The sequence below is a fragment of the Streptomyces sp. NPDC031210 genome, from assembly GCF_055570395.1.
In genome coordinates this window covers 346,062-368,868 of record NZ_JBVIHH010000005.1, presented here as the reverse complement: position 1 = coordinate 368,868, position 22,807 = coordinate 346,062, and the positions used below count along the sequence as shown (strand labels likewise).

19 protein-coding genes are annotated in these 22,807 nt (G+C 73.8%); 6 read left to right on the top strand and 13 right to left on the bottom strand.

The window, feature by feature from the left end; genetic code table 11:
* Positions 1-132 precede the first annotated feature (132 nt).
* The 3 genes from ACZ45Z_RS12975 to ACZ45Z_RS12965 all read right to left on the bottom strand — a co-directional run bounded on the left by ACZ45Z_RS12975 (position 133) and on the right by ACZ45Z_RS12965 (position 3,410).
* Entirely contained in the window at positions 133-825 is a 693-nt protein-coding gene (locus ACZ45Z_RS12975) for a pyridoxine/pyridoxamine 5'-phosphate oxidase (protein WP_468360683.1), read from the bottom strand.
* A gap of 77 nt (positions 826-902) precedes the next feature.
* Positions 903-2,156 carry an FAD-dependent monooxygenase gene (locus tag ACZ45Z_RS12970; protein ID WP_468360819.1) on the bottom strand — a complete coding sequence of 418 codons (1,254 nt, stop codon included), beginning with the start codon at positions 2,154-2,156 and terminating at the stop codon, positions 903-905.
* A gap of 69 nt (positions 2,157-2,225) precedes the next feature.
* On the bottom strand, positions 2,226-3,410 hold the full coding sequence (locus ACZ45Z_RS12965; RefSeq protein ID WP_468360680.1) for a thiolase C-terminal domain-containing protein: 1,185 nt from the start codon (positions 3,408-3,410) through the stop codon (positions 2,226-2,228).
* A gap of 186 nt (positions 3,411-3,596) precedes the next feature.
* Between ACZ45Z_RS12965 and ACZ45Z_RS12960 the strand changes: the two genes are divergently transcribed.
* Positions 3,597-4,931, top strand: coding sequence for an acyl-CoA dehydrogenase family protein (locus ACZ45Z_RS12960; protein ID WP_468360677.1), 1,335 nt, complete (start codon positions 3,597-3,599; stop codon positions 4,929-4,931).
* Entirely contained in the window at positions 4,928-5,407 is a 480-nt protein-coding gene (locus ACZ45Z_RS12955; RefSeq protein ID WP_468360674.1) for a nitroreductase/quinone reductase family protein, read from the top strand. Before ACZ45Z_RS12960 ends, ACZ45Z_RS12955 begins: the two co-directional genes overlap by 4 nt.
* 219 nt (positions 5,408-5,626) lie before the next feature.
* Here ACZ45Z_RS12955 and ACZ45Z_RS12950 read toward each other — a convergent pair whose 3' ends face one another.
* Positions 5,627-6,274, bottom strand: a complete 648-nt coding sequence (locus ACZ45Z_RS12950) for a TetR family transcriptional regulator (RefSeq protein ID WP_468360671.1) — start codon at positions 6,272-6,274, stop codon at positions 5,627-5,629.
* 221 nt (positions 6,275-6,495) lie between these two features.
* Between ACZ45Z_RS12950 and ACZ45Z_RS12945 the strand changes: the two genes are divergently transcribed.
* Both ACZ45Z_RS12945 and afsK read left to right on the top strand, forming a co-directional pair.
* Entirely contained in the window at positions 6,496-7,260 is a 765-nt protein-coding gene (locus ACZ45Z_RS12945; RefSeq protein WP_468360668.1) for a VOC family protein, read from the top strand.
* A 387-nt stretch (positions 7,261-7,647) separates the two neighbouring features.
* Positions 7,648-10,287, top strand: a complete 2,640-nt coding sequence (gene afsK, locus ACZ45Z_RS12940; RefSeq protein WP_468360665.1) for a protein serine/threonine kinase AfsK — start codon at positions 7,648-7,650, stop codon at positions 10,285-10,287.
* Positions 10,288-10,353: 66 nt separating this feature from the next.
* Here afsK and ACZ45Z_RS12935 read toward each other — a convergent pair whose 3' ends face one another.
* The gene (locus tag ACZ45Z_RS12935) at positions 10,354-11,043 is read right to left on the bottom strand and encodes a hypothetical protein (protein ID WP_468360660.1); all 690 of its coding nucleotides are present in this window, start codon (positions 11,041-11,043) and stop codon (positions 10,354-10,356) included.
* Positions 11,044-11,217: 174 nt separating this feature from the next.
* Between ACZ45Z_RS12935 and ACZ45Z_RS12930 the strand changes: the two genes are divergently transcribed.
* Positions 11,218-11,769, top strand: a complete 552-nt coding sequence (locus ACZ45Z_RS12930) for a hypothetical protein (RefSeq protein WP_468360657.1) — start codon at positions 11,218-11,220, stop codon at positions 11,767-11,769.
* 36 nt (positions 11,770-11,805) lie between these two features.
* Here the strand turns inward: ACZ45Z_RS12930 and ACZ45Z_RS12925 are convergent, their stop codons facing one another.
* Genes ACZ45Z_RS12925 through ACZ45Z_RS12915 form a run of 3 tightly spaced genes read right to left on the bottom strand, consistent with a single transcriptional unit; the run spans position 11,806 to position 14,267 of the window.
* A complete protein-coding gene (locus tag ACZ45Z_RS12925; protein WP_468360654.1) occupies positions 11,806-12,588 on the bottom strand; it encodes an enoyl-CoA hydratase/isomerase family protein in 783 nt (260 codons plus the stop codon).
* A complete protein-coding gene (locus tag ACZ45Z_RS12920) occupies positions 12,585-13,067 on the bottom strand; it encodes a Zn-ribbon domain-containing OB-fold protein (RefSeq protein WP_468360650.1) in 483 nt (160 codons plus the stop codon). Before ACZ45Z_RS12920 ends, ACZ45Z_RS12925 begins: the two co-directional genes overlap by 4 nt.
* Before the next feature lie 48 nt (positions 13,068-13,115).
* Entirely contained in the window at positions 13,116-14,267 is a 1,152-nt protein-coding gene (locus ACZ45Z_RS12915) for a lipid-transfer protein (protein ID WP_468360647.1), read from the bottom strand.
* Between the two features lie 91 nt (positions 14,268-14,358).
* Between ACZ45Z_RS12915 and ACZ45Z_RS12910 the strand changes: the two genes are divergently transcribed.
* The gene (locus tag ACZ45Z_RS12910) at positions 14,359-15,996 is read left to right on the top strand and encodes a FadD3 family acyl-CoA ligase (RefSeq protein ID WP_468360644.1); all 1,638 of its coding nucleotides are present in this window, start codon (positions 14,359-14,361) and stop codon (positions 15,994-15,996) included.
* A gap of 67 nt (positions 15,997-16,063) precedes the next feature.
* Here ACZ45Z_RS12910 and ACZ45Z_RS12905 read toward each other — a convergent pair whose 3' ends face one another.
* The 5 genes from ACZ45Z_RS12905 to afsR form a co-directional block, all read right to left on the bottom strand.
* Positions 16,064-16,675 (bottom strand): TIGR03086 family metal-binding protein, encoded by a 612-nt coding sequence (locus tag ACZ45Z_RS12905; RefSeq protein ID WP_468360641.1) that lies wholly within the window; start codon positions 16,673-16,675, stop codon positions 16,064-16,066.
* A gap of 135 nt (positions 16,676-16,810) precedes the next feature.
* Positions 16,811-17,200, bottom strand: coding sequence for a cold-shock protein (locus tag ACZ45Z_RS12900; protein WP_468360638.1), 390 nt, complete (start codon positions 17,198-17,200; stop codon positions 16,811-16,813).
* Positions 17,201-17,295: 95 nt separating this feature from the next.
* Complete coding sequence (locus ACZ45Z_RS12895; protein WP_468360635.1) at positions 17,296-18,870, bottom strand: class I adenylate-forming enzyme family protein; 1,575 nt, start codon at positions 18,868-18,870, stop codon at positions 17,296-17,298.
* A gap of 221 nt (positions 18,871-19,091) precedes the next feature.
* Positions 19,092-19,337, bottom strand: a complete 246-nt coding sequence (locus ACZ45Z_RS12890) for a laminin G (protein ID WP_468360632.1) — start codon at positions 19,335-19,337, stop codon at positions 19,092-19,094.
* 210 nt (positions 19,338-19,547) lie between these two features.
* Entirely contained in the window at positions 19,548-22,490 is a 2,943-nt protein-coding gene (gene afsR, locus ACZ45Z_RS12885) for an SARP-family global regulator AfsR (protein WP_468360629.1), read from the bottom strand.
* Between the last annotated feature and the right edge of the window lie 317 nt (positions 22,491-22,807).

Here is a 22,807-nt window from a genome sequence, read left to right as displayed (position 1 = left end):
GGCGGCGGCACGGAGGCGGCGGCACGGAGGCTGTGACGCGGGAGGCTCTGGCACAGGAGCCGTGACGCGGAAACTGTGACGCGGAGGCCGTGACGCGGACGTCATGAGGCGACCCGCCGCACCCGGCGGCCTTCAGGGCCAGAGCAGTTCCTTCGTCCACCGGCCTTCCGCGAGCCGGTAGACGAGGCGGAGGTGGCGGCGGTGCGCGTCGCCCTGGAAGAACTCGACCTCTTCGGCGCGCAGGCGGTACAGCGTCCAGCTCGGGACGGGGGTTTCCGGCGCGCGGCGGGCCAGTTCCCAGGCGTCGGCCGAGGCGCGGGCCAGGTCCTCGACGGAGGGGAGCACCTCGCTCTGGTGGCCGACCAGGGCCGCCGCCAGGGCGCCCGTCGAGCGGCGGTGCAGGTCGGCCGCGCTCTCCTCGGGGCTCGCCTCGGTGACCGGCCCGCGGATACGGACCTGGCGGCCGACCGCCGGCCAGTAGAAGCCCAGCGCGGCCCGGGGCCGGGCGGCCAGCTCGCGGCCCTTGCGGCTGCCGCGGTGCGAGCCGAAGTGCCAGCCGTCCGCGTCGGCGTCGTGGAGCATCAGGGTGCGCACGGAAGGGTTGCCGGCCGCGTCCGCCGTCGCCAGTGTCATGGTGTGCGGCTCGGGGACGCCCGCCTCGGCCGCCTCACGCAGCCACTGCCGGAACAGGGGCAGGGGTTCGGCGGGGGAGCCGGAGGGATCGAAGGACGGCAGCTCGGTGTCCCAGACCCGCAGGCCGCGCAGGAGGGCGCGGAACTCGCGGGCGGCTTCGTCGTCGGCGTGGTGAGCGGGGAGGTCGGCCATGCCGGGCAGCGTACGGCGGGCGGCGTGGGGCGGGGCGTGAGGGCGGGTGTGCGGGTACGGAGGCCGGCGCGCCGCGCCTACGCGAGCGCACGAGCCGCACCCGCTCCCGCCGTCGGCGCCGCCGCCCCGTACTCCCCGTAAGCCTCGTGACCCGCGTAATCCTTCAGCTTGATGGCGTTGGCGCCGTGCTGCACGTCCTCGGCGATTTTCCTCGCCACCAGGTTCTTCCAGGGCATGTGCGGCAGCATGCGGAGCATCAGGTGCCGGAACCGGATCTGCCGGCGCGTGGCCGCGGTCATTTCCTTGGCGAACTTCTCCGCCAACGCGTGGTTGGCCGCGACGTAGCCCCGCATCTCGCTCTCGTAGCGGTCGAAGGCCACCGCCGCTTCGCCGTCGGCCGCCGCGAGCTCGCCGGCCAGCACGTACGCGCCGACCAGAGCCATCCCGGTGCCCTGACCCGAGGCCGGCGACGCGCAGTGTGCGGCGTCCCCGAGCAGGACCACCCGGCCGCGTGACCAGCGTTCCATCTCGATCAGGTGCAGTCCGTCGAAGTAGAAGTCGGGCGCCTGGCGTGCCGCGTCCAGCAGGCGCGGGATCTGCCAGCCGTCCCCCTCGAACGCGGCGTGCAGCAGGGCCAGTTGCCGCGCGCCGTCCCGGTGGTCGTACGCCAGGCGCGGAGAACGGAAGACCAGCAGGCCCTTGGCCCCCGGGTCCCCGGCCGAGCTGTAGACGCACGCCAACTTGCCGGGCAGGGCGTGGTACAACTCCTCGCGGTCCAGGCCGAGTTCGTTCGGCAGGGAGAAGGCCGAGAGGTACGCGCCGAGGTGGCGCAGGAACTGCTCCTCCGGTCCGAACACCAGTCGCCGGACGGTCGAATGCAGCCCGTCCGCGCCGACCACGAGATCGAAGCGGCGCGGGGCGGCCCGCTCGAAGGTGACGTCGACACCGTCCGCCCGTTCGGTGACCGAGGCGAGGGAGTCGCCGAAGACGTACTCGACGTCCGCGCGGGTGCGCTCGTAGAGGATGCGGGCCAGTTCGCCGCGCATGATCTCGTCGTCCCGGCCGGTCCGGGCGCCGAAGATCTCGGCGGGGAGGGTGGCGATGCGCTTGCCCGCGTCGTTCACGTAGGCGCCGGTCCGCATGTCCGTACCGGCCCGCCGGATGTCCTCCAGGATGCCCATCCGCTCGACCACGTCGATCGCCGCGCCCCGGATGTCGACCTTGTAGCCGCCGGTCCGCAACTCCGGTGCGCGCTCGACGACGGTGACGGCGAATCCGTGGCGGTGCAGCCAGTACGCGAGCGCGGGACCGGCCACGCTCGCGCCGGAAATCAGGACGCGGCAGGGGGTGGTGCGGGGAGTGCGGGAGGTGTGGGGAGGTGAACCGGCGCTGGGCGTCGCCTATCCCCGCCCCAGCACCACCGTCCCCGACGAGCAGAACCAGCCGCCCGTGCCGGAGGCGACCGCGAGTTCCGGGAGGCGGCCGTCGGACTTGCGGACCTGGCGGTCGGGGCCGGCCTCGCCGCGGAGTTGGCGTACGGCCTCGACCAGCAGGAACAGGCCGCGCATGCCGGGGTGGCAGGCGGACAGCCCGCCGCCGTCGGTGTTGACGGGCAGCTCCCCGTCCCGCAGCAGCCGCCCCTCCCCGATGAACGCGCCGCCCTCGCCCTTCGCGCAGAAGCCCAGGTCCTCCAGCGTCACCAGGGTCATGTACGTGAAGGCGTCGTAGAGCTCGGCGAGGTCGATGTCGCGGGGGCGGACGCCGGCGCGTTCGAAGGCGAGCCGGCCGGAGACCGCCGCCGGGGAGACGGTGAAGTCGTCCCATTCCGACATGGTCGTGTGCGAGACGGCGGTGCCGGAGCCGAGCACCCACACCGGAGGTTTGGCGAGGTCGGGGACGTGGTCCTCGGCGACGAGCAGGACGGCGCAGCCGCCGTCGGAGCGGACGCAGCAGTGCAGGGTGGTGAACGGGTCGGCGATCACCGGGCCGGAGAGCACCTCGTCCACGGTGATCGGGGTGCGGTACATGGCGTCCGGATTGGTCGCGGCGTTGGCGCGCGCCTGAACGGCTATCTGGGCCAACTGCTCCAGCGTGGTGCCGTATTGGTGCATGTGGCGGCGGGCGGCCATGGCGTACTTGGCGATCAGGGTGTGCCCGTAGGGGACCTCGAACTGGAGCGGTCCGCGGGCGCCGAAGGAGAGGTTGGCGGTGCGGCGTCCGGCCTTGAGGTCGGCGCGGGCGGTCGAGCCGTAGACGAGGAGGACGGCGTCGGTGTGGCCGGCGGCGATCGCGTCGGCGGCGTGCGCGGCCATCACCTCCCAGGTGGAGCCGCCCACCGAGGTGGAGTCGACCCAGGTGGGGCGCAGGCCCAGATACTCGGCGACCTCGACGGGCGCGAGGGTGCCCAGGCCCGTCGAGGCGAACCCGTCGATCACCGACCGGTCCAGGCCGGAGTCGGCGAGCGCCCGGCGGGCGGCCTGGGCGTGTAGTGCGTAGGGGGTGGCCTCGGCCACGCGTCCGCAGTCGGACAGGGCAACTCCGGCGACGGCGACCTTGCGCTTCCCGTAGGGGGTCCCTGAAGTCATTATCTGACGGTACATCAGATCAGGGTGGGGTGGCAGGCGGCCGGCGGGGCCCTGGGGGGCGACCCGGGGGAGGGAAGCGATCGCGGAACGGGCTTGGGGAAAGTCGGCCGCGCCTGGCCTGGGAAAGTGGGCCGCACCTCCCTACTATGACGGCCCGTCAGATTCCTGGCCGGGAGGAGCCCGCCGATGGATGCCGCGTTCACCGAGGAGCAGGACGAGATCCGCCGCACCCTGCGCGAACTGCTGCACAAACGCTGCGGCCCGGACGAGGTCAGGGCGGCGGTGGGCACCCCGGCGGGGTACGACCCGGCGCTGTGGCGGCGGCTCGCTGCGCAGCTCGGGCTGCCCGGTCTGGCGCTGCCGGCCGCGTACGGAGGGGTGGGCTGCGGGCCCACGGAACTCGCCCTGGCCTGCGAGGAGACCGGCCGCGCGCTGCTGCCCTCACCCCTGATCGCCACCGCCGTCCTCGCCGCGCCGCTGATCCTGGCGCTCGGCACCGAGCGGCAGCGCGCCGGGCTGCTGCCCGCCCTCGCCGCCGGAGGGCTGACCGCGACGCTGGTGGTGCCGGGCCGCCACCTGGCCACCGCGCTCGCGCTGACCGGGCCGAACGACGGCGACTGGGCGGGCGGCGGCCGGGCCGGCGGCATCCAGGCGCGACCGCACGAGGGCGGCTGGCGGCTCTACGGGGAGGCGGACCAGGTGCTGGACGGGCACACCGCGGACGTGCTCGTGGTGGCCGCGCGCACCGGCGGCTTCGCGCGCGGCCGGACGCTGCTCTTCCTGGTACGGGCGGAGCCGCCCGCCGACACGGCCGGTCCCGCTCCGGCCTCCGCCGCCGCCCCCGCTCCCCTCGTCCGCCCGGCCCCCACCCTCCGCCGCATCCGTCAGACCGTCATGGACGAGACCCGCCCCCGCGCACGGCTCCAATTCCGTGAGGTACCGGCGGAGTTGTTGGGGACGGAGGGGGAAGGCGAGGGCGCGGCCGCCGTGTCCGCCGCGCTCGCCCTGGTCGGGTCGGCGGCGGCCGCGGCCCTGGCCGCCGAGGCCGTCGGGGCGGCCGACGCGGCCCTGGCCCGCACCGTCGCCTATGTCAAGGCGCGTGAGCAGTTCGGCCGCCCCATCGGGTCCTTCCAGGCGGTCCAGCACCGGCTCGCCGACGGCTATGTGGCGGTGCAGGCGGCCCGCTCGGCGGCGTACTACGCGGCCTGGGCGGCGGGCGCCGACCGGCCCGGCGGGCGTCGCGGCGCCGAGCCCGGTGCGGGCGGACTGGCCCTCGCCCAGGCGCTCGAAGCCCTGCGCGCGGTGGCGGCCGAGGCGGTGCAGTTGCACGGCGGGATCGGCTTCACCTGGGAACACGAGGCGCATCTGTACTTCAAGCGCGCGGCCTGCGACGAACTCCTCCTGGGCCCGGTGCACCGGCTCCGGGCCCGGGCCGCCGAGGAGGCCGGACTGTTCGCGGCCGGGGTCGCGGCGCACCGGGCCCTCGCCCCGCGGGTCGCGGGAGAGGCGGTCGGAGCGTGAGGCGGCGGCCCTCCGGGGCGCAACTGGTGCAGCGGCTGTCCGTCACGCGTACGTTCGCGCGCGTCGCCCCGCACGTCATCCCCGCGCTGGACCGCGCGGTGCACCGGCTGACCCGCGGCCGGGTGCTGCTCAGCGCGCGGCTGCTGCCCGGCGTGATCCTGACCGCGACCGGAGCACGGAGCGGCCGGGTGCGGCGCACGCCGCTGGCGTGCCTGCCCGAGGACGGCGGGAGTTGGCTGCTGATCGGCAGCAATTTCGGTCGGCCGGGGCATCCGGCCTGGACCGGCAACCTGCTCAAGCATCCTGACGCGGAGGTGAGTTGGCGGGGCCGCGACATTCCCGTACGGGCTCGGCTGCTGACCGGAGAGGAACGGGCGCGGGCCTGGCGCGCGGCGCTCGCGTTCTGGCCGCCGTACGCCGCCTATCAGGCGCGGGTGGAGCGGGAGATCCGGGTGTTCCGGCTGGAGCGGCGCTGAGGCCGGCCGGGCGCCGGTGGGCGCACAGCGGGTGCCGTTCGAACCTCCGGGAGCCGGTCGGCACCCGCTGTGTGTGCGGCTTTACGGCTATGGCAGGACGGATACCGGCGGGATGCAGCGGATGGGGCGGCGGATGGGGCGGCGGCAGGCGGAAGCGGCGGCGGGCGGCATGGGCAGCACAGGCGGCACAGGCGGCACGGGCGGCGGAGAGGGCGCCGGCTACCTCGTCGGTTTCTTGCCGGTGATGCCGAAGTGCACCAGCAGCGCCAGGTTCGGCTTCAGCTCGTTCAGCTTGACGCCCCAACTCTGGAAGCCCTTTTGGTGGCCGGCGACCGCCGCCAGCATGGCGACGAGCGATCCGGCCATGGCCGCCGGGTTCACGTCCTTGTCGACCTTGTTCTTGGCCTGGAGCTCCTTGATGGAGTCCGTAAGGGAGTTGGTGACGGAGTTGAGGATCTTCATGCGGATCTTGTAGAACCGCTTGTCGCCCTCGGCCGCTCCCAGGTCGATGACGCGCAGGATCGCGTCGTTCTTGCGCCAGAAGGAGAGGAAGCCTTCGACGAGTTCCTCCGCCGCCTGCCAACCGGACTTGCCCACCCAGGAGCGCTCGGCGACAAGATCGGTCAGGCTTGCGCCTTCTTTGGCCATCTCTTCGGCGATTTCAAGGACCGCGCCCTCTACGTCCGGGAAGTACTGATAGAACGTAGCGGGTGAAGTGCCCGCTTTTCGGGCCACATCGATCACCTTGACATCCCGATACGGGGATGAACTGAGCATTTCGCTGAGGCAGTCGAGGAGCTTCTGCCGCGTCGCCTGCCCGCGGCGGCCGGCAACTCTGCCGTCGACGGTTCGTACTTGTCCTGTCATGCCGTCAGCTTACCGAGGGGTGATCGGAGCGCGATTTGGCTGCCTGCAAATGGGGTTTGAGGCAGTTGAAGGGCGCTGCGGGGCCTGGTCCGCGGGCGGTTTTCGGATGCCTGCCCGCGCTTGATCCGAACCGGTGAATGTTCTTATCAACAGGCTGTGGACAACTTTGGTGGACAAGAGGCCGCCGGGCGGGCGGCGCGAACCGGCGTTAATTTGGGCGTATGGCCGCATTCCCGGAAGGCGCCCCTTGCTGGGCCGACGTCACCCTGCCCGACATCGAAGAGGGCAAGCGCTTCTACGGAGAGGTCCTGGGCTGGACGTTCTCCGAAGGCCGGGCCGCGCTGGGCGGCTATTCCCAGGCGCTGTGCGAGGGCCGGAAGGCCGCGGGGCTGCGGAAGAAGCGCGACGCGTCGACGCCCACGGCATGGGGGATCTACTTCGCGAGCGGTGGCCTCGAACGCACCGCCGCCGCGATCCGCGACGCCGGCGGACGCGTCCTTTCCGGCCCCACGGCGCTCGGCGACGTCGGCGCGACGATGACCGCAGCCGATCCCACCGGAGCGGTCTTCGGTGTCTGGCAGCCCGGACTCCACCGAGGCTTCGAGACGGAGCGGGAGCCCGGCGGCTACGCCTGGACGGTCCTGCACACCCGCGACCCCGAGGCGGCCGACGTCTTCTACGCGAAGGTCTTCGGCTTCGAAGGCGTCCCCGGCAGCCCCCTGGCCCGCCCCGGATTCCTGCCGTGGCGGCTGGCCGGACGGCCCGGTGAGATCGGCACCCGCGTGGTCATGGGCGAGGACACTCCGGCGACGACGCCGGCGTACTTCACCGTCTGCTTCCTGGTCGACGACCTGGACGCCGCCGTGCGCGGCGCGACCGGTCTGGGCGGCAGCGTCATCATCCAGCCCGGCCGGATCCCGGGCGGGCCGTTCGCCGTCGTCGGCGACAATCAGGGCGCCACCTTCGGTGTCATGGCGACGAAATAGCGTCGCGCACCGCAGAATTGGGCCGGGCGCGCGACCGCCGGCGGCGCGGACGCGCCGTCGGACGGGGCGAGGAGCATCTCCGGACGTTCCCCAACCGACCGGTAACCGCCCGGCAAGCACCCCTCGCGGGACGTATCGGAGCACGTCAGGCGGGGGTTCGTTACGGCGGGTAACGGTCTTGGCGCGGTTGTGCGGGACGGACCCGTGACACGACGCACGGGCCCCGGGTTCGCAACCGTCGGCTCGGCCAGGAAGAATCAGCACGCGTACGGCCGTTTCGACAGTCCTCGCCGCAGGCGGGGAAACGCTGCACGGGGCAGTGGCTCTCGGCGGCCCGTGGCTATTGAGAGTCTCTTTTTTTACGCCCCACGGGGAGGTGGCAGGCAAGTGGTGGAGCAGCTTAGGCAGCTGACGCAGCACGATCCCCGGCGGATCGGCCCGTTCGAGGTGCTCGGCCGTCTCGGGGCCGGCGGCATGGGACTGGTGTATCTGGCGCGTTCGGCTTCCGGCCGGCGCGTGGCGATCAAGACCGTGCGCACCGAGCTCGCCGAGGACCAGCTTTTCCGGGTCCGCTTCACACGCGAGGTGGAGGCGGCCCGCGCGGTCAGCGGTTTCTACACCGCCGCGGTGGTGGACGCCGACCCGCGGGCGGCGGTGCCGTGGCTGGCGACGGCCTACGTCCCCGCGCCCTCCCTGGAGGAAATAGTCAATGAGTGCGGGCCGCTGCCGGCCCAGGCGGTGCGGTGGCTGGCGGCCGGAATCGCCGAGGCCCTGCAGTCCATCCACGGCGCGGGCCTGGTCCACCGCGACCTGAAGCCGTCCAACGTCCTGGTCGTCGAGGACGGCCCCCGCGTCATCGACTTCGGTATCGCCTCCGGCGTGTCCAACACCCGTCTGACGATGACCAATGTGGCCGTCGGCACGCCCGCGTACATGTCGCCCGAGCAGGCCCGCGACTCACGCAGCGTCACCGGCGCCAGCGACGTCTTCTCCCTCGGCTCCACCCTGGTCTTCGCCGCCACCGGGCACGCGCCCTTCCACGGCGCCAACCCCGTCGAGACCGTCTTCATGCTGCTGCGCGAGGGCCCCGACCTCGCGGGGCTGCCGGAGGAACTGCGGCCGCTGCTGGAGTCCTGTATGCAGATGGAGGCGGCGCACCGGCCCTCGCCCGCCGATCTGCAGTCCCAGCTCGCGCCGCATCTGTTCGGCTCCGGCAGCGACGACAGCGGTACGGCCTCGGCCTGGCTGCCGGCCGGCGCGGTGGCGCTGATCGAGAGCCGGCGCGGCGGCCGGGCCACCGTCCCCAAGAGCGCTCCGCGCGCCGGCTCCGGACGCGGCTCCGCCCGTCAGGCGCCCGCCGCGCCACCGGCCCCGGCCCCGCAGCCCGTACAGGCCCCGCCACGGCCCGGGAGCGCGCCCCAGGGCGGTGCGCCGCCCGCCTGGCACGGCCAGGTCGGTGCCGGACCCGGTGCGCACCGCGGTGGCGACCCCCGTGGCGCCGGCCCCGGCCCGATGCCGCCGGCCGTCCCCGTCGGCCAGGACGTCTCCACGGCCCGGGTGACGCCGGTCTCCGCCGCCCCCCAGGCGTCCCCGGCCGGCGCGCTGTCCTCGGCGCCCCCGGCCGCGCGGCCCTCCGCGGCGGCGGACGGCGCCGGCGGTCCCGTACAGCTCGGTGGCTCGCCCGCCCCGATAGGGCCCGGGCCGCGCGCCGCCGACGCCGGCCAGCCGCCGCCGCGCGGCCAGGCCGGTGCCGCCACGGACTGGGTGCGGCCGCCCGGCGGCGCCCCCGCGCCCGGTGTGCCGCAGCAGGGCGGGCCGGGCAACGGCAATCCGGGTGACGGCCCGGGTGCCGCGCGCCAGGATGCCGCGCCGGCCGAGGCGCCCGCCGCCGAGCCGGGCCGCTGGCGCCCCTGGCGCTTCCGGATGTCCAACGACGTGTGGGGCACCCCCGCCGTCGACGGCGACCTGCTGTACGTCACGTCCTTCGAGGTGCACGCCTTGGACGTGGCCAGCGGGCGCCGCAAGTTCAAGACCCGCGACGTGGCCTGGGCGATGGCCGTCGCCGACGGCCGGATCCACGCCTCGGACGGCCCGAGCCTGTACGCCCTGGACGCCGCCGACGGCACCGAGCGCTGGCGGCTCACCACCGACGGCTGGGTCTACGCCCTCAAGGTCGACCGGGGCACGGTCGTCACCAGTACGCGCGGCGGTGGTGTCCAGGCGTGGGAGGCCGCGAACGGCGAGCGGCTGTGGGAGATCGGCGGCGCCCAGACCGACTTCGAGACGGCCGAGGCGGCCCCCGTGGTGCACGACGGCACGGTGTTCGTCTGGGCCGACGCGCGGCTGAAGGCCCTGGAGGCGCGGACCGGCGCCGAGCGGTGGTCGTATCCGGTGGGTGACGCGGCGGCCTGCGGCGGCGCGCCGGTGCGGCTGCTGCCCGCGCCGGACGGTGTCGTCTACGTCGCGGCCGGCACCCGCGTCCTGGCGATCGACATCGCGCGCGGCGATGTGCGCTGGCACTTCGAGGCGCCCGCGGTGTTCCTGAGCCCGCCCGCCTTCGCTCCCGGCCCGGCCGTCACCGGTGGCGGGGTCTACCTCGCGGACTACCTCGGCACGGTCTACGCGCTGGACGCGGCGGACGGCCGCGACCGGTGGCGGATCGCCACCGAGGCGCGCCAGTCCACCGAGCCGGTGCTGGTCGCGCACGGCGCGGTCCACCTGGGCAGCGGCAAGGCGCTCTACACGCTGGACGCCGTGACCGGCACCCCGCGCTGGCGGTTCCAGGCCGGTGCGGAGGTGGCCGGCGCGCCGGTCTTCGCCGAGGGCCGGGTGCACTTCGGTTCGGCCGACCACTGCCTGTACACGCTGGACGCGATGGGCGGGCAGCTCCGCTGGAAGCTGGAGACCGGTGGCGAGATCACCGGTTCGCCGGTGGCGGTCGGCGGCGTGGTCTACGCGTGCAGCAAGGACCGCTGCGTGTACGCGCTGGACGCGGCCAAGGGGACAGGGCTGGCGCGGCGGCCCTGAGGCCGGGGGCTCTGGCGAGGGCTCTGTGAGCGGTGCGACCGAGCGCTCCGCGAGACTTCCGGTCCGCTACTCCCGGTCGTCACGCGGGCGCGGCGACCCTGGCTGCCGGGGCTCGCGCCGCGGCCCGCGCTCCTGCTCCGAGCCGTTGCCCCACCGCACCGGCGGTGTCGGCGGCTGCCCCGACTGCCGGTACGACGAGGACGGTCCCGGCCCTTGGGGTGCGGGGCCCTGGTCGTCGTCGTGTGCGGGAGGCCGGTCGTCGTCGTGGTGCGGTCCGACGCGCCGGTGTGCGCCCCGGCCGTCCACGCGGTGCCCGCGGCCGCTCATGATCAGCGCGCCGATCAGCAGGAGCACGCCGCCGCCCAGAGCGTACGCCGCGCCCTCGCCCAGACCGCCGTTGCCGACGCTGAGCTCGCCCGCCGCCTGCCCCTGGCGGATCATCCACAAGATCGTGAAGGCGAGTACCACCACGCCCGCGACGGCCACGACCACGCGGGCGCGCAGCACGACACCGAGCAGCGCCAGGGCGGCGGCGCAGATCATCGGCAGGAGCAGCGACGTGAAGAGCGCGCCGTGTTGACCGGTGATACCGGTGAACAGGTCGCCGATCCGCACGTCGCGCCCGTGACGGCCGCCGTACCAGGCACGGAAGGGGCTCCAGACGGCGGCCGCCGCTCCGATGAGGGCGGTCAGGGATCCGATGACGTTGCGCACCACTGGCGTCGCCTCGCTTCGCGTCGTCCCGAGGTCCTCCATGACCGACGCTACGCCTGAGAGCCCCCGCCCGCGAGGCAACACCGGACAACCAGCGCCTTACCCGGCAGTACACCGCGGCCTTTCCAGGCGCTCACCCGCCCTTGCTAGGGTGCCGTGCACGCGTCAACCCACGGGGGCGCGCCACATACGTTTCCACGGGGGATGGGCAAGTCGATGAAGCAGCGCATACGCATGGGCACGGCCACCCGGGCGGCCGTCGCGGCCGGACTCGCGCTCGCCACGGTCGCCGCAGTCGGCGGCTGCGCACGCGGCCACAGCCGGGGCGGACTCATCGGGGGCATCGGCGGCGGATCCGACCACACGGTCGCCGCGCCCTCGTACACGCCCTATTCGCCCACGCCGTACGAGACCCCGACGTACGAGCCGACGTACTCGCCGTCGCCGACGCTGGAGACCTTCGACCCGGACGGCCGGTCCGACGTCAACGGCAGCAACTGCGACTACTCCAATTCGCTGCGCCAGTTCACGTACACGGTCTCGGTCACCAACCCCTCCTCCACCGACACCTTCTCCTACGACATGGCCATCAACTGGATGAAGGCCCGCCCGGCGGACGGCAAGGCGTACGGCCTGCACGAGCGCAGCATCGTCGTCGGCCCCGGCGCCACCGAGACCTACACCGCCCGCTACACCATCAACCAGTCCTCCGTCGGGCAGTTCTGGTACACCTGCCAGATCACGCGGGCGCAGAAGACCCGGATGTGAGCGCCGGGCCGCGCGGGTGCGCCCCCGGCGCGCGGGTCAGCGCACCGTGACGTGCGGGCCGGCCCCGTCGTCGCGCCGGCGGGCGGCGAACAGCTCGGCCTGGCGGTCCGGCGGCAGATTGCCCAGCGCGATCAAGTGCGGGGCGTGGGCCAGCGCCTGGGACCTGGCCGCCTCCTTGGCTGCCCACAGCGCCCGTACGGTGCCCTGCACCGCCTCGGTCGGCTGCGCGGCGAGCACGGCGGCGCGGCGCAGCGCCACCTCGACGGCCGCGCCGGGCTCGGTCAGCTCCGACACCAGGCCGATCTCGTAGGCGCGCGGCGCGCCGAGCCGCTCCGCCGTCCCCATCAGTGACAGCCGGGCGATCTCCCCGTAGGGCATCCGCTGAGCCATGTGGATGGCCTCGTAGGCGCTGACCATCCCGTAGGTGGTGTGCGGGTCGAAGAACGTGGCGGTCTTCGCGGCGATGAGGAACTCCGCCTCGCCCAGGAGGTAGAAGGCGCCGCCGCAGGCCATGCCCTCGACGGCGGCGACGACCGGTTTCCACAGGTCGTTGGCCTTGGGGCCGATGCGGATCAGCGGGTCGTCGAGGGAGTAGGGGGAGGGCGGCTGCGGGATGTCGGCGGCGCGGTCGAGGCCGGTGCAGAAGGCCCGGCCGCCGGCTCCGGTGATCACGGCGGCCCGTACGGTGTCGTCGAAGCGGAACGCCCGCCAGGTGGCGGCGAGTTCGTCGGCGGTCGCCGGGTCGAGGGCGTTGTGGCGCTCGGGACGGTCCAGGGTGACCAGCGCGACGCCGTCCGTGAGCCGCGTGCGGATCGTCATGGCCGCTCCAGGAGCCAGCGGGGCACGGTGACGCCCCCGGGCAGGGTGTGGAAGACGGCCTTCACCGGTGCGCCGATGCGCAGTTGCGCCGGGTCGAGGGAGTCCAGATCGGCGCCGGGGGCGGCGACGAGATTGCCGGCGAGGCGGATGCGCGGGGCGTCGGCGAGTTCGACGAGGACGACGTTGTACGGCGCCCGCGCGGCGTACGCGGGCAGCAGCGGCGGGTGCGGCACGACGTAGGACCAGACGCGGCCGTGGCCGCTCATCCGCCGCCAGTGGGCGGTGAAGGACCGGCAGTGCGGGCAGCAGGGGCGGGGCGGGAAGCGCGGTGTGTCGCAGCCGGAACAGGTCTGGACGCGCAGTTCGCCCCGCGCGGCGTACTCCCAAAAGGGTGTGCCGTCGTCGTCGGGGACGGGAAGCAGCAGGTCGGCGGCGGTCTCCGGTCCGTTGTCAGTGGCGGGTGGCACGCTTGCCGTCATGGACTCACGAACGGTTTCGCCGGTGGGTTTCCGAGGGCTCATCTCGTGTCAACTCCTCAGCAGCAGGGCCGAGGTGGGGACGCCCTCGCCCGCGGTGACCAGGCAGGTGGTGGCGCCCGGGACCTGTGCGGTGCTGGTACCGCGCAGTTGCCGGACGCCTTCGGTGATGAGGTTGAAACCGTGGACGTACGCCTCCGAGAGGCCGCCGCCGGCGGTGTTGAGGGGCAGCCGACCGCCGGTCTCCAGCGCGCCGCCCTCGGTGAAGGCCGCGCCCTCGCCGCGTCCGCAGAAGCCGTAGCCCTCCAGCGAGAGGGGGATCAGGGGGGTGAACGCGTCATAGATCTGCGCCACGTCGACGTCCTCCGGGCCGAGGTCGGCGCCCTTCCACAGGTGGCGGGCGGCGGTCCAGGCCGGGCCGGTGAGCGGTTCGTCGTTCCAGTAGTTGACCATGCCGTGGTGCTGGGCGGGCAGGCCCTGGGCGGCGGCGTGGATGTAGGCGGGCCGGTGGCGGCAGTCGCGGGCGCGCTCGGCGGAGACCACGACGCACGCCAACGCCCCGTCGGTCTCCAGGCAGTTGTCGAACAGGCACAGCGGTTCGCTGATCCAGCGCGCGGTCATGTACATCTCGCGGGTCAGCGGGCGCTCGTACATCATCGCGGCCGGGTTCTGGTTGGCCCGGTTGCGGCAGGCGAGGGCGACGTTGAAGAAGTGGTCGCGGGTGGCGCCGTATTCGTGCATGTAGCGGCGGGCCAGCATGCCGATCTCGTCGGCGGGGCGCAGCAGTCCGAAGGGCCGGGTCCACTGCGCGGGGGTGGGCAGTTGGGCCCGGGTGTTCTTCCAGGGGCGCGGTCCCGAGCCGCGTTTGCGCGAGCGCCAGGCGACGCCGACGCGCGCCTGCCCGGTGGCGATGGCGGCGGCCAGGTGGGCCACCGTCGCGCAGGAACCGCCGCCGCCGTAGCCGACCTTGGAGAAGTGGGTGGCGTCGCCGGCGCCGATGGCCTTGGCGAGCTCCACCTCGTCGGTCTCCTCCATGGTGTAGGAGGCGAAGGCGTCCACCTCCGAGGGGTCGATGCCGGCGTCATCCAGCGCGGCGAGGACGGCGCGGCAGGCGAGGGCCTTCTCGGACTCGGGGAGGTGTTTGGCGAACGGCGTCTGCCCGATGCCGGCTATCGCCGTGGCGTCCTTGAGGGTCGCGGCCATCGCCACCTCCGTGGTCGGTCGTCAGTGCTGACAGCGGAGGAGGCTACCGCTAATCTGACGGACAGTCAGCTCTTGTGCGGGAGGTAGTGCGATGCGCGGTGACGGGGATGTGCGGGCGGACGAGGCGTACGGCTCCCTCGCCGGGCTGGTGCGCGCGGCCGCGGCGCGGTACGGCACCCGCGAAGCGGTCGTCGAGGGCCGGACCCGGCTGTCGTACGCGGCCCTCGGTGAGCGGGTCGAGCGGGCCGCCGCCGCCTGCCTGGCCGCCGGCGTCGCCCCCGGTGACCGCGTCGCCGTCTGGGCGCCCAACACCCTCGACTGGATCGTCTGCGCGCTGGGCGCCGTCTCGGCCGGCGCCGTCCTCGTCCCCGTCAACACCCGCTTCAAGGGCAGCGAGGCCGCCTACGTCCTGCGCCGCACCCGCGCCCAACTGCTCTTCGTCACCGGCACCTTCCTCGGCACCTCCTACGTCGCCTCCCTGCGCCGCGCCGCCCAGGAGGGCACCGGAGCGGGCCCGCTGCCCGGACTGCCGAAGCTGGAGAAGGTCGTCGTGCTCGCCGAGGACGCCCCCGCCGACTTCGTCACCTGGCAGGACTTCCTCGCCGCCGGGGAGGAGGTGCCCGCGGCGGCGGTCCGCGCCCGCGCCGACGCCCTGCGCCCCGAGGCGCCCTCGGACATCATCTTCACCTCCGGCACCACGGGTCACCCCAAGGGCGCCGTCGTCACCCACGCCCAGACCCTGCGCGTCTACGACGCCTGGAGCGCGCTGGCCGGCCTGAAGGAGGGCGACCGCTACCTCATCGTCAACCCGTTCTTCCATACCTTCGGCTACAAAGCCGGCATCATCGCCTGCCTGCTGCGCGGCGCCACGATGATCCCGCAGCCGGTCTTCAGCGCGGAGACCGCCCTCGCCAACATCGCCGCCGAACGGATCTCCGTCCTGCCCGGCCCACCCACCCTCCACCAGCAGATCCTCGACCATCCCGCCCGCGAGCGGCACGACCTGTCCGCGCTGCGCCTGGTCGTCACGGGTGCGGCCGTCGTCCCCCTGGAACTGGTCGAGCGGCTGCGCGCCGAGCTGAAGATCGGCACCGTGCTGACCGCCTACGGCCTGTCGGAGAGCTCCGGCGTGGTCACGATGTGCCGCCGCGGCGACCCGCCCGAGATCATCGCGTCGACGTCGGGCCGCGCCCTGCCCGGCACGGAGGTGCGCGTCGCGGACGCGGCGGGCCGCACCCTGCCGGCCGGCGAGGCGGGCGAGGTGCTGGTGCGCGGCTACCACGTCATGTCGGGCTACTTCGAGGACCCGGCGGCCACCGCCCGCGCGCTCACCCCGGACGGCTGGCTGCGCACCGGCGACATCGGCGTCCTCGACGCGGACGGCAACCTCCGGATCACCGACCGCCTCAAGGACATGTTCATCGTCGGCGGGTTCAACGCCTATCCCGCCGAGATAGAGCGACTCCTCGGCCGTCACCCGGACATCGCCGACGTCGCCGTGATCGGCATACCCGACCCGCGCCTGGGCGAGGTCGGCCGGGCGTTCGCCGTCCGGCGCCCCGGCTCCGCCCTCACCGCCGACGACCTGATCGCCTGGTCCCGCCGCGAAATGGCCAACTACAAGGTCCCGCGCGAGGTCACCTTCGTCACCGCACTCCCGCGCAACGCGAGCGGCAAGGTCCTCAAGACCCGCCTGCGGCAGACCCGGCCGGGGACGGCACCGGCCTGAGCGACGCGCCGCCTCACGGCGGCCGGGCCATGGGCGGCCGGGCCGCTCCGGCGCGCCCCTCGCGGGCTTACCGGGCCGGCGGCGTCCAGTCCGGCCGGCGTCCGCTGAGGGCCACCACCCGGTCCAGGAGCGGCGCGTCCTCGGCGACCGGCACCGCCGGACCGAACAACGGCCCGCCACCCCCGCCGCTCCCGTCGGCGGCCGGCGCCAGCAGCGCGTACGACACGTTCAGGCTCGCCTCGTCGGGCGCGTAGTCCTGGCCCGTGGCGCGCGCCAGGTCCCAGCCGTGCACCACCAACTCGTTGAGGGCGATCCGGCCGGCGAGGGCCGCGGGAAGGGCGACGCCACCCGCCTGGGTGTCGCCCTCCCACGCCTCGGGCTCCCGCCACGCCCGCACCAGATCGGTGAGGTTCGCCGCCAGCGCCGCGCGCCAGCCCGGCTCCACATCGGGCACCGCCGCACCGGGATCGGTGCTCGTCGACGGGCCGAAGTCCTTGCGCGCCGCGTCCCGAAAGGCGCCGCTCAGGCCGACGAGGTGCCCCAGCAGATGGCGCACCGCGTACTTCTCGCACGGCGTCGCCGCGTCGAGCCGCTCCTCGGCGGTGCCCTCGGCCAGGCGCGCCACCAGCCGGGCCTGCGCATCGAAGTCGGGCATCTCGGTCCTGTTCCGCTCGGTCATCGCCGGATTCCTTCCGTCCCACCGGGGCCACCCCACGAGCCGCGCCACCCGCCGCCCGCGCCGACCCCCGCCCAGTGAAGACTCCCCGGCTCCCGCAAACTCATCGCCACCCGGAGACCGGGCCCCGATCAGCAATCAATCGAAGGTGATGTCCAGGCTGGAGCTGTACGCCGCCCCGTCGCGCCCCGCCCCGTCGCGCCCCGGCCCGTCACCACCGCTCCCGTACGTGCCCTCACCCGCGCTCTCACCCGCCCCCGCACCCGCGCTCTCACGCGCCGACGGCGGTGCCGACTCGGCCCAGATCCGCACGGCCCGCCGGTCGAACCCGTCCTGCGCGGCCTGTTCCACCGTGAAGGCGACGCTCTGGCCGGCGGCCAACTCGCGAAAGCCCTCCGCCTGGATGGCCGAGTAGTGCGCCCACACCGCGTCCGGCAGAGCCGGGGACACAAGGACGCCCCAGCCCTCTTCGCCGTTCCATTCCCGCACCCGCCCCGCGAGCACCTCGTCCGGCATCGCTTCCGGCATACTTCCCGCTCCCCGCGTCCCGCCGATCGGTACGGCGCGGAGAACCGCGCCCCACGCGACAGGCTAGGGGCAGCCGAGGGCCGGAAAACAGCGGTTTACCTTCCCCCGCCGCCCGCGTACCGCTCCCGCAGTGCCGTCTTCAGGACCTTGCCCAGCGGGCCGCCGCGCGGCAGTTCGCCGGTGATCTCCAGTTGTTCCGGCAGTTTCTGGGTCATCAGTCCGGCCGCCCGCAGATGCGCGGTCAGCTCCGGCAGGGTCGGGCGCGGGGCGGTCGGATCGGCGAGCGTGATCACCGCGCACACCCGCTCGCCGCGGGCGCGGTCGGGCAGGCCGATCACCGCCGCTTCGCCGACCGCCGGATGGGCGTCCAAGAGGTCCTCGATCTCCCGGGCCGAGATGTTCTCGCCCTTGCGGATGATGATGTCCTTCAGGCGCCCGGTCAGGACGAGATGCCCGTCGGGGCGCACCAGTCCCAGGTCACCGGTGCGGAAGTAGCCGTCGGCGTCGAAGGCCCCCTGGATCAGCGCCGGGTCGGTGTACCGGCGGAAGAGCATGCTGCCCTTGACCGTCACCTCGCCGGATTCCCCGGTTTCGGCCTCCGTCCCGTCCGGCCGGGCGATCCGTACCCGCGCGCCCGTCACCGGCCGGCCCACGGTCCGCGCCAACTGGTCGTCGCTGTCGTACGGCGTCCCCATGGCGATCATCGGGCACTCCGTCATGCCGTAGCCGTGGACGAGGGCGCAGCCCAGTTCGCGTCCGGCCGCCGCGTACAGCTCCGGCGGCATCGGGGCGCCGCCGCCGGACAGCAGCCGCAGCGAGGGGATCAGCCGGCCCGCCTGTGGCCGCGCCCGCCGGTAGCGGCGCGACTCCTCCAGGAACGCCTGGTAGAAGGCGGTGCTCCCACCGGCCATCGTCACGCCCAGGCGGCGGTAGACGGCGGCCGCCCGGTCCGGCGCGAAGGTGTCCAGCAGGACCGCGGGGAAGCCGCTGACCAGCATGGCGATGACGTAATCCGGGCCGGCGACGTGCGCGTAGGGGAAGGCGATCGAGCCGATGTCGGCGGCGGTCATGCCCAGCGCGGTGGCCAGTCCGACGCCGCCGGCGATGAGCCCGGCGTCGGTGTGCTCGACGCCCTTGGGGGCGGCGGTGGTGCCGGAGGTGTAGTAGATCCACGTGGTGCCGTCGGCCGCGCGGTCCGCGCCGCCCGGCGCCTGCCCGGCCTCCCGGACGGGATCGCCCGCGGGCAGCCCGTCCGCCAGGGAGAGCACCCGTACCCGGTCCCCGGCCAGTTTCCGTGCCATCGCGGTGTGGTCGAAGCCCCGCCACTCGCCCGGCACCAGTACGTATGCGGCCGCCGACTCCTCCAGGATGAAGCCCACCTCGCGCTCCCGGTGGAGCGGGATGACGGGTATCTGCACGGCCCCGAGCCGGGCCAGCGCCAGCGAGGCGATGACCGTCTCCGCCCGTGTCGGGAGCTGCCAGGCCACCCGCGTCCCGGGCCCGATCCCCAGCTCACGGAACCCGGCGGCGGCCTTCAGCACCTCATCGCTCACCTCGCCGAAGGTGAGCGTCCGGCCGTCCTCGTCGAAGAACATCGGCCGGTCGCGCGAGGCCCGGGCCCGGTAGGAGAGCAGTTCCCGGAGCGTCTGTATGCGAGCGGGCTCGAACACGGCGCGCCTCCTGACGGCGGGCGGAGAGCGGAGTGGGCCCCGGGCCGCCGCTTCGGGCCCGGGTGGCGCGACTGTAGCAGCGCAACTGACGCACCGTCAGGTGTCGTGCGTGGCCGGACATGCCGCAGGGACCGGCTCCGATGGCTCCCCTCCTGCCATCAAAACCGGTCCCTGCACTCCCCCGAAGTACCCGGTGGGCTGCTGACCTGGTGGTACGGGTCTCAGCTCTTCGGGTCGGCGATGGGACGGTGACTGTCCATGGGCTGGATCACACCGTCACGCGGCGCCGCGGGCAGCGGCTCCGTGGCCGGACGCACCGGGTCCGTGGTCGGGCGCACCGGGTCCTTCGCCGGACGTACCGGGTCCGGGGCGGTCGCCTCGATGCCCACGATGGGCCGGTGGCTGTCCAACGGCTTGAGGATGTCCTTGTCGTCGCTCGGCTGCTGAGCCAGGTTCTCAGTGCTCAACGCAATCAACTCCTGTGTCTGGGCGCTAATCGGTCCGCCCGGCCGGCAACTCCCCCGAGGATCGCCGGACGGGTGGACCAGGGGCCGAACACCATACGGTGGGGCCTCGCCGAGCCGCTTGCCCCCCGAGGCGGCGGATCGGTTAAGAAGAGAGTGGCCCTCGCCGATGAACGATCGATAAACGTCCGCGACTATGACGCTGACCTGCGGTTATGCGGGGGTCGCAACGGTCAGGAGCTGTTGCACCTTGACGCTCTCCGCCGAGCCGAGCCGCTCGTAGATGGCGAGGGCGTCCTGCCAGCACACCCGCGCCCGCCCGGTGTGGCCGACGCCGTTCAGCGCGCGCCCCAGAGCCGTCAGGGCGTTCGCGCGCCACAGTTCACCGCCGGTGGCCCGGAGGGTGGCGAGCGCCTGTTCGGCGTGGTTGGCGGCCTGCGCGGGCCGGCCGGCGGCCAGATCGACCTCGGCCAGCCGGAAGTACGTCATGCCTTCCCAGAACCGCTGGCGGCTGTCGCGGAAGATGGCGAGCGCCTCGGTGAGCTGCTGGGCGGCGTCATCGAGACGCTGGGCGAGAGTGAAGGCGACGCCCAGCGCGTACATGCCGTTGGCCAGGCGGCGGGTCGCGCCGATCTGCCGGTATATGGCGACGCCCTGCTCGGCGAGCTGGATCGCGCTGTCCACCCGACCGGTGTCGAGGTGGACGCGGGAGAGGTTGCACAGCGCGCTCGCCTCGGACTGCTTGTTGTCGTCGTCGCGGAACGCCACGAGCGCCTGGCTCAGATACTCCTCGGCGTCCGCGTGGCGGCCCTGCTCGCCCGCGATGATGCCGCGGTCGTTGGGCGCGTAGGAGGACGAGAACGGGTCGTTGGTGGCCAGGCCCAGGAGCATGGCGTACTTGGCGTTCTCGTCGGCCTCGTCCAGGCGGCCGGCCAGGGTGCGCGCGTAGGTGAGGGCGGTGTGGATGCGCGCCTCGGCGTGCTTGTCCCCGACCGCGCGGGCGGCGGTCAGCAGCGCGGTGTTGACCTGTTCGTACTGGAGGGCGTACGCACCGGACTCGGCGAGGTCCTTGGTGAGCAGGAGCAGGTCGGCGGCGCGGCGCAGGGTGTCGCGGCCGTGGGACTGCTTGGCGCAGGCCAGCAGGCAGCCGGCCTCGCTGAACAGCCACTCCAGCGCGGTGGTGCGGTCGGTGAAGTCGAGCCCGGGGTAGTTCGTCGGCTCCATGTGGTCCACCAGGCGGTCGCCGGGGCGTTCCAGGAGGTACATCCGGGCGGCGGTCGCGGAGTAGAAGTCCAGCAGCCGCGACAGGGCCGCGTCGCGCTCCGTCGGCGGGTGCTCGTCGCGTTCGGCGCAGGCGCGGGCGTAGAGCCTGACCAGGTCGTGGAAGCGGTAGCGGCCGGGGGCGGCGGATTCCAGGAGGCTGGCGTCGACGAGGGACTCGACGAGGTCCTCCGCGGACACGGGGTCCAGGTCCAGGATTGAGGCGGCGGCGGCCAGGGAGATGTCCGGCCCGTCGGCCAGGCCCAGCAGCCGGAAGGCGCGGGCCTGGTGCGGCTCCAGTTGGCCGTAGCCCAGCTCGAAGGTGGCCTTGACGGCGAGGTCGCCGGCGCGCAGTTCGTCCAGCCGGCGCCGCTCGTCGGCCAGCTTGCGGGCCAGGGTGGACACCGTCCACGTCCGGCGGGCGGCCAGCCGGGAGGCGGCGATGCGGATGGCCAGCGGCAGGAAGCCGCAGGCGCCGACGACGGCCATGGCGGCCTGCCGTTCGGAGGTGACGCGCTCCTCGCCGACGATGCGGGTGAACAGCGTCAGCGCCTCCTCCGGGCTCATCACGTCGAGGTCGATGAGATGGGCGCCGGCCAGGTCGATCATGCGCGCGCGGCTGGTGATGAGGGCGGCGCAGCCCTCGGCTCCCGGGAGCAGCGGGCGGATCTGGGCGGCGTCGCGCGCGTTGTCCAGTAAGGCCAGGACGCGGCGGCCGGCGAGGGTGGAGCGGTAGAGGGCGGAGCGCTCCTCCAGGCCGTCGGGGATGGAGGAGTCGGGGGTGCCCAGGGCGCGCAGGAACGCGCCGAGGACGGCGACCGGCTCGGAGGGGGTGTGGCCGGCGCCCTGGAGGTCGACGTAGAGCTGCCCGTCGGGGAAGTGGTCGCGGGCGGCGTGCGCGACGTGCACGGCGAGGGTGGTCTTGCCGACGCCGCCGATGCCGGTGAGCGCGGAGACGGCCATCACGCTGCCCTCGGCGGTGGCCAGTTGCTCGCCGAGTTCGGCGACGAAGGCGGTGCGGCCGGTGAAGTCGGCGACCGTGGCGGGCAACTGCTTGGGGCGTACGACGACGTGGTCGGTGGCGTCGGCGTCGTCGTTGACGACCGGCGGCGCGTCCAGGTCGGTGTCGGCGCGCAGGATGCGCTGCTGGAGCTCGGAGAGCGAGGCGCACGGGTCGACGCCCAGCTCGTCGGCGAGCAGCCGGCGGGTGTCGGCGTAGACGGCGAGCGCTTCCGCCTGCCGGCCGCTGCGGTAGAGGGCCAGCATGAGCAGTTCGCGCAGGCGCTCGCGCAGCGGGTGGGCGGCGGTGAGCGCGGTCAGCTCGGAGACGGCCTCGGCGTGGCAGCCGGCCTCCAGGGCGAGTTCGAGGCGGGTCTCCATGAGGGAGAACCGCCATTCCTCCAGGCGGGTGCGCTGGGTGTCGGCGTACGGGCCGGCGAGGCCGGCGAGGGGTTCGCCGTCCCACAGCGCGAGGGCCGCGTCGATCAGTTCGCGGGCGCGGGTGCGGTCCCCGGACGCCTTGGCCTTCTCCGCTTCGGCGGCGTACTGCTCGGCGTGTTCGTGGTCGAGGTCGAGGGGGCGGCCGTCGGTGGAGCGCAGGGCGTATCCGCCGGACTCGCTGACCAGGACGTCCGCGTCACGGCCGAGGGCCTTGCGCAGCCGGGAGGCGTAGGTGCGCAGGGCGGCGAGGGCGGCGTGCGGCGGTTCGTCGCCCCACAGGGCGTCGACGAGTTCGGCCGCGGTGGCGGTGCGTCCGCCGCGCAGCAGCAGGGCGGCGAGCAGCGCGCGTTGCTGCGGGGAGCCCGCTGCCAGCGGCGTCAGGCCGCGCCAGGCCCGTACGGGACCGAGCACGGTGAAGCGGAGCCGCTCCCGCCCCTGCCCCGGACCGTCGTCCATGGTGTCCCCCTGCCCTGTGCCGTCCGATCACGCTGTGCGCACCGTGACACCGTGCGCAACGGTCAGTCTGCCTTGTCACGGCCCCTTACGTCAGTAGGGGTCCGCAGCGTGCACAAAGCCTCCCCGGCTGATAGGAGCGGGGACGGGGCGGGCGGCAGGGGGGCGCGGAGGGCCGTCTTCCACGCCACTTCGCTCCCCTCGTGCTTCTTATGCGCCCCTCATGCGCCCCCGGTACCACCCATCCGAGCCCCCGGCCGCCCCAGCCCGTAAGCCGCCCGCCGAAGCCTCCGCCCCTCGTAGCTGACGACCCATCAGAT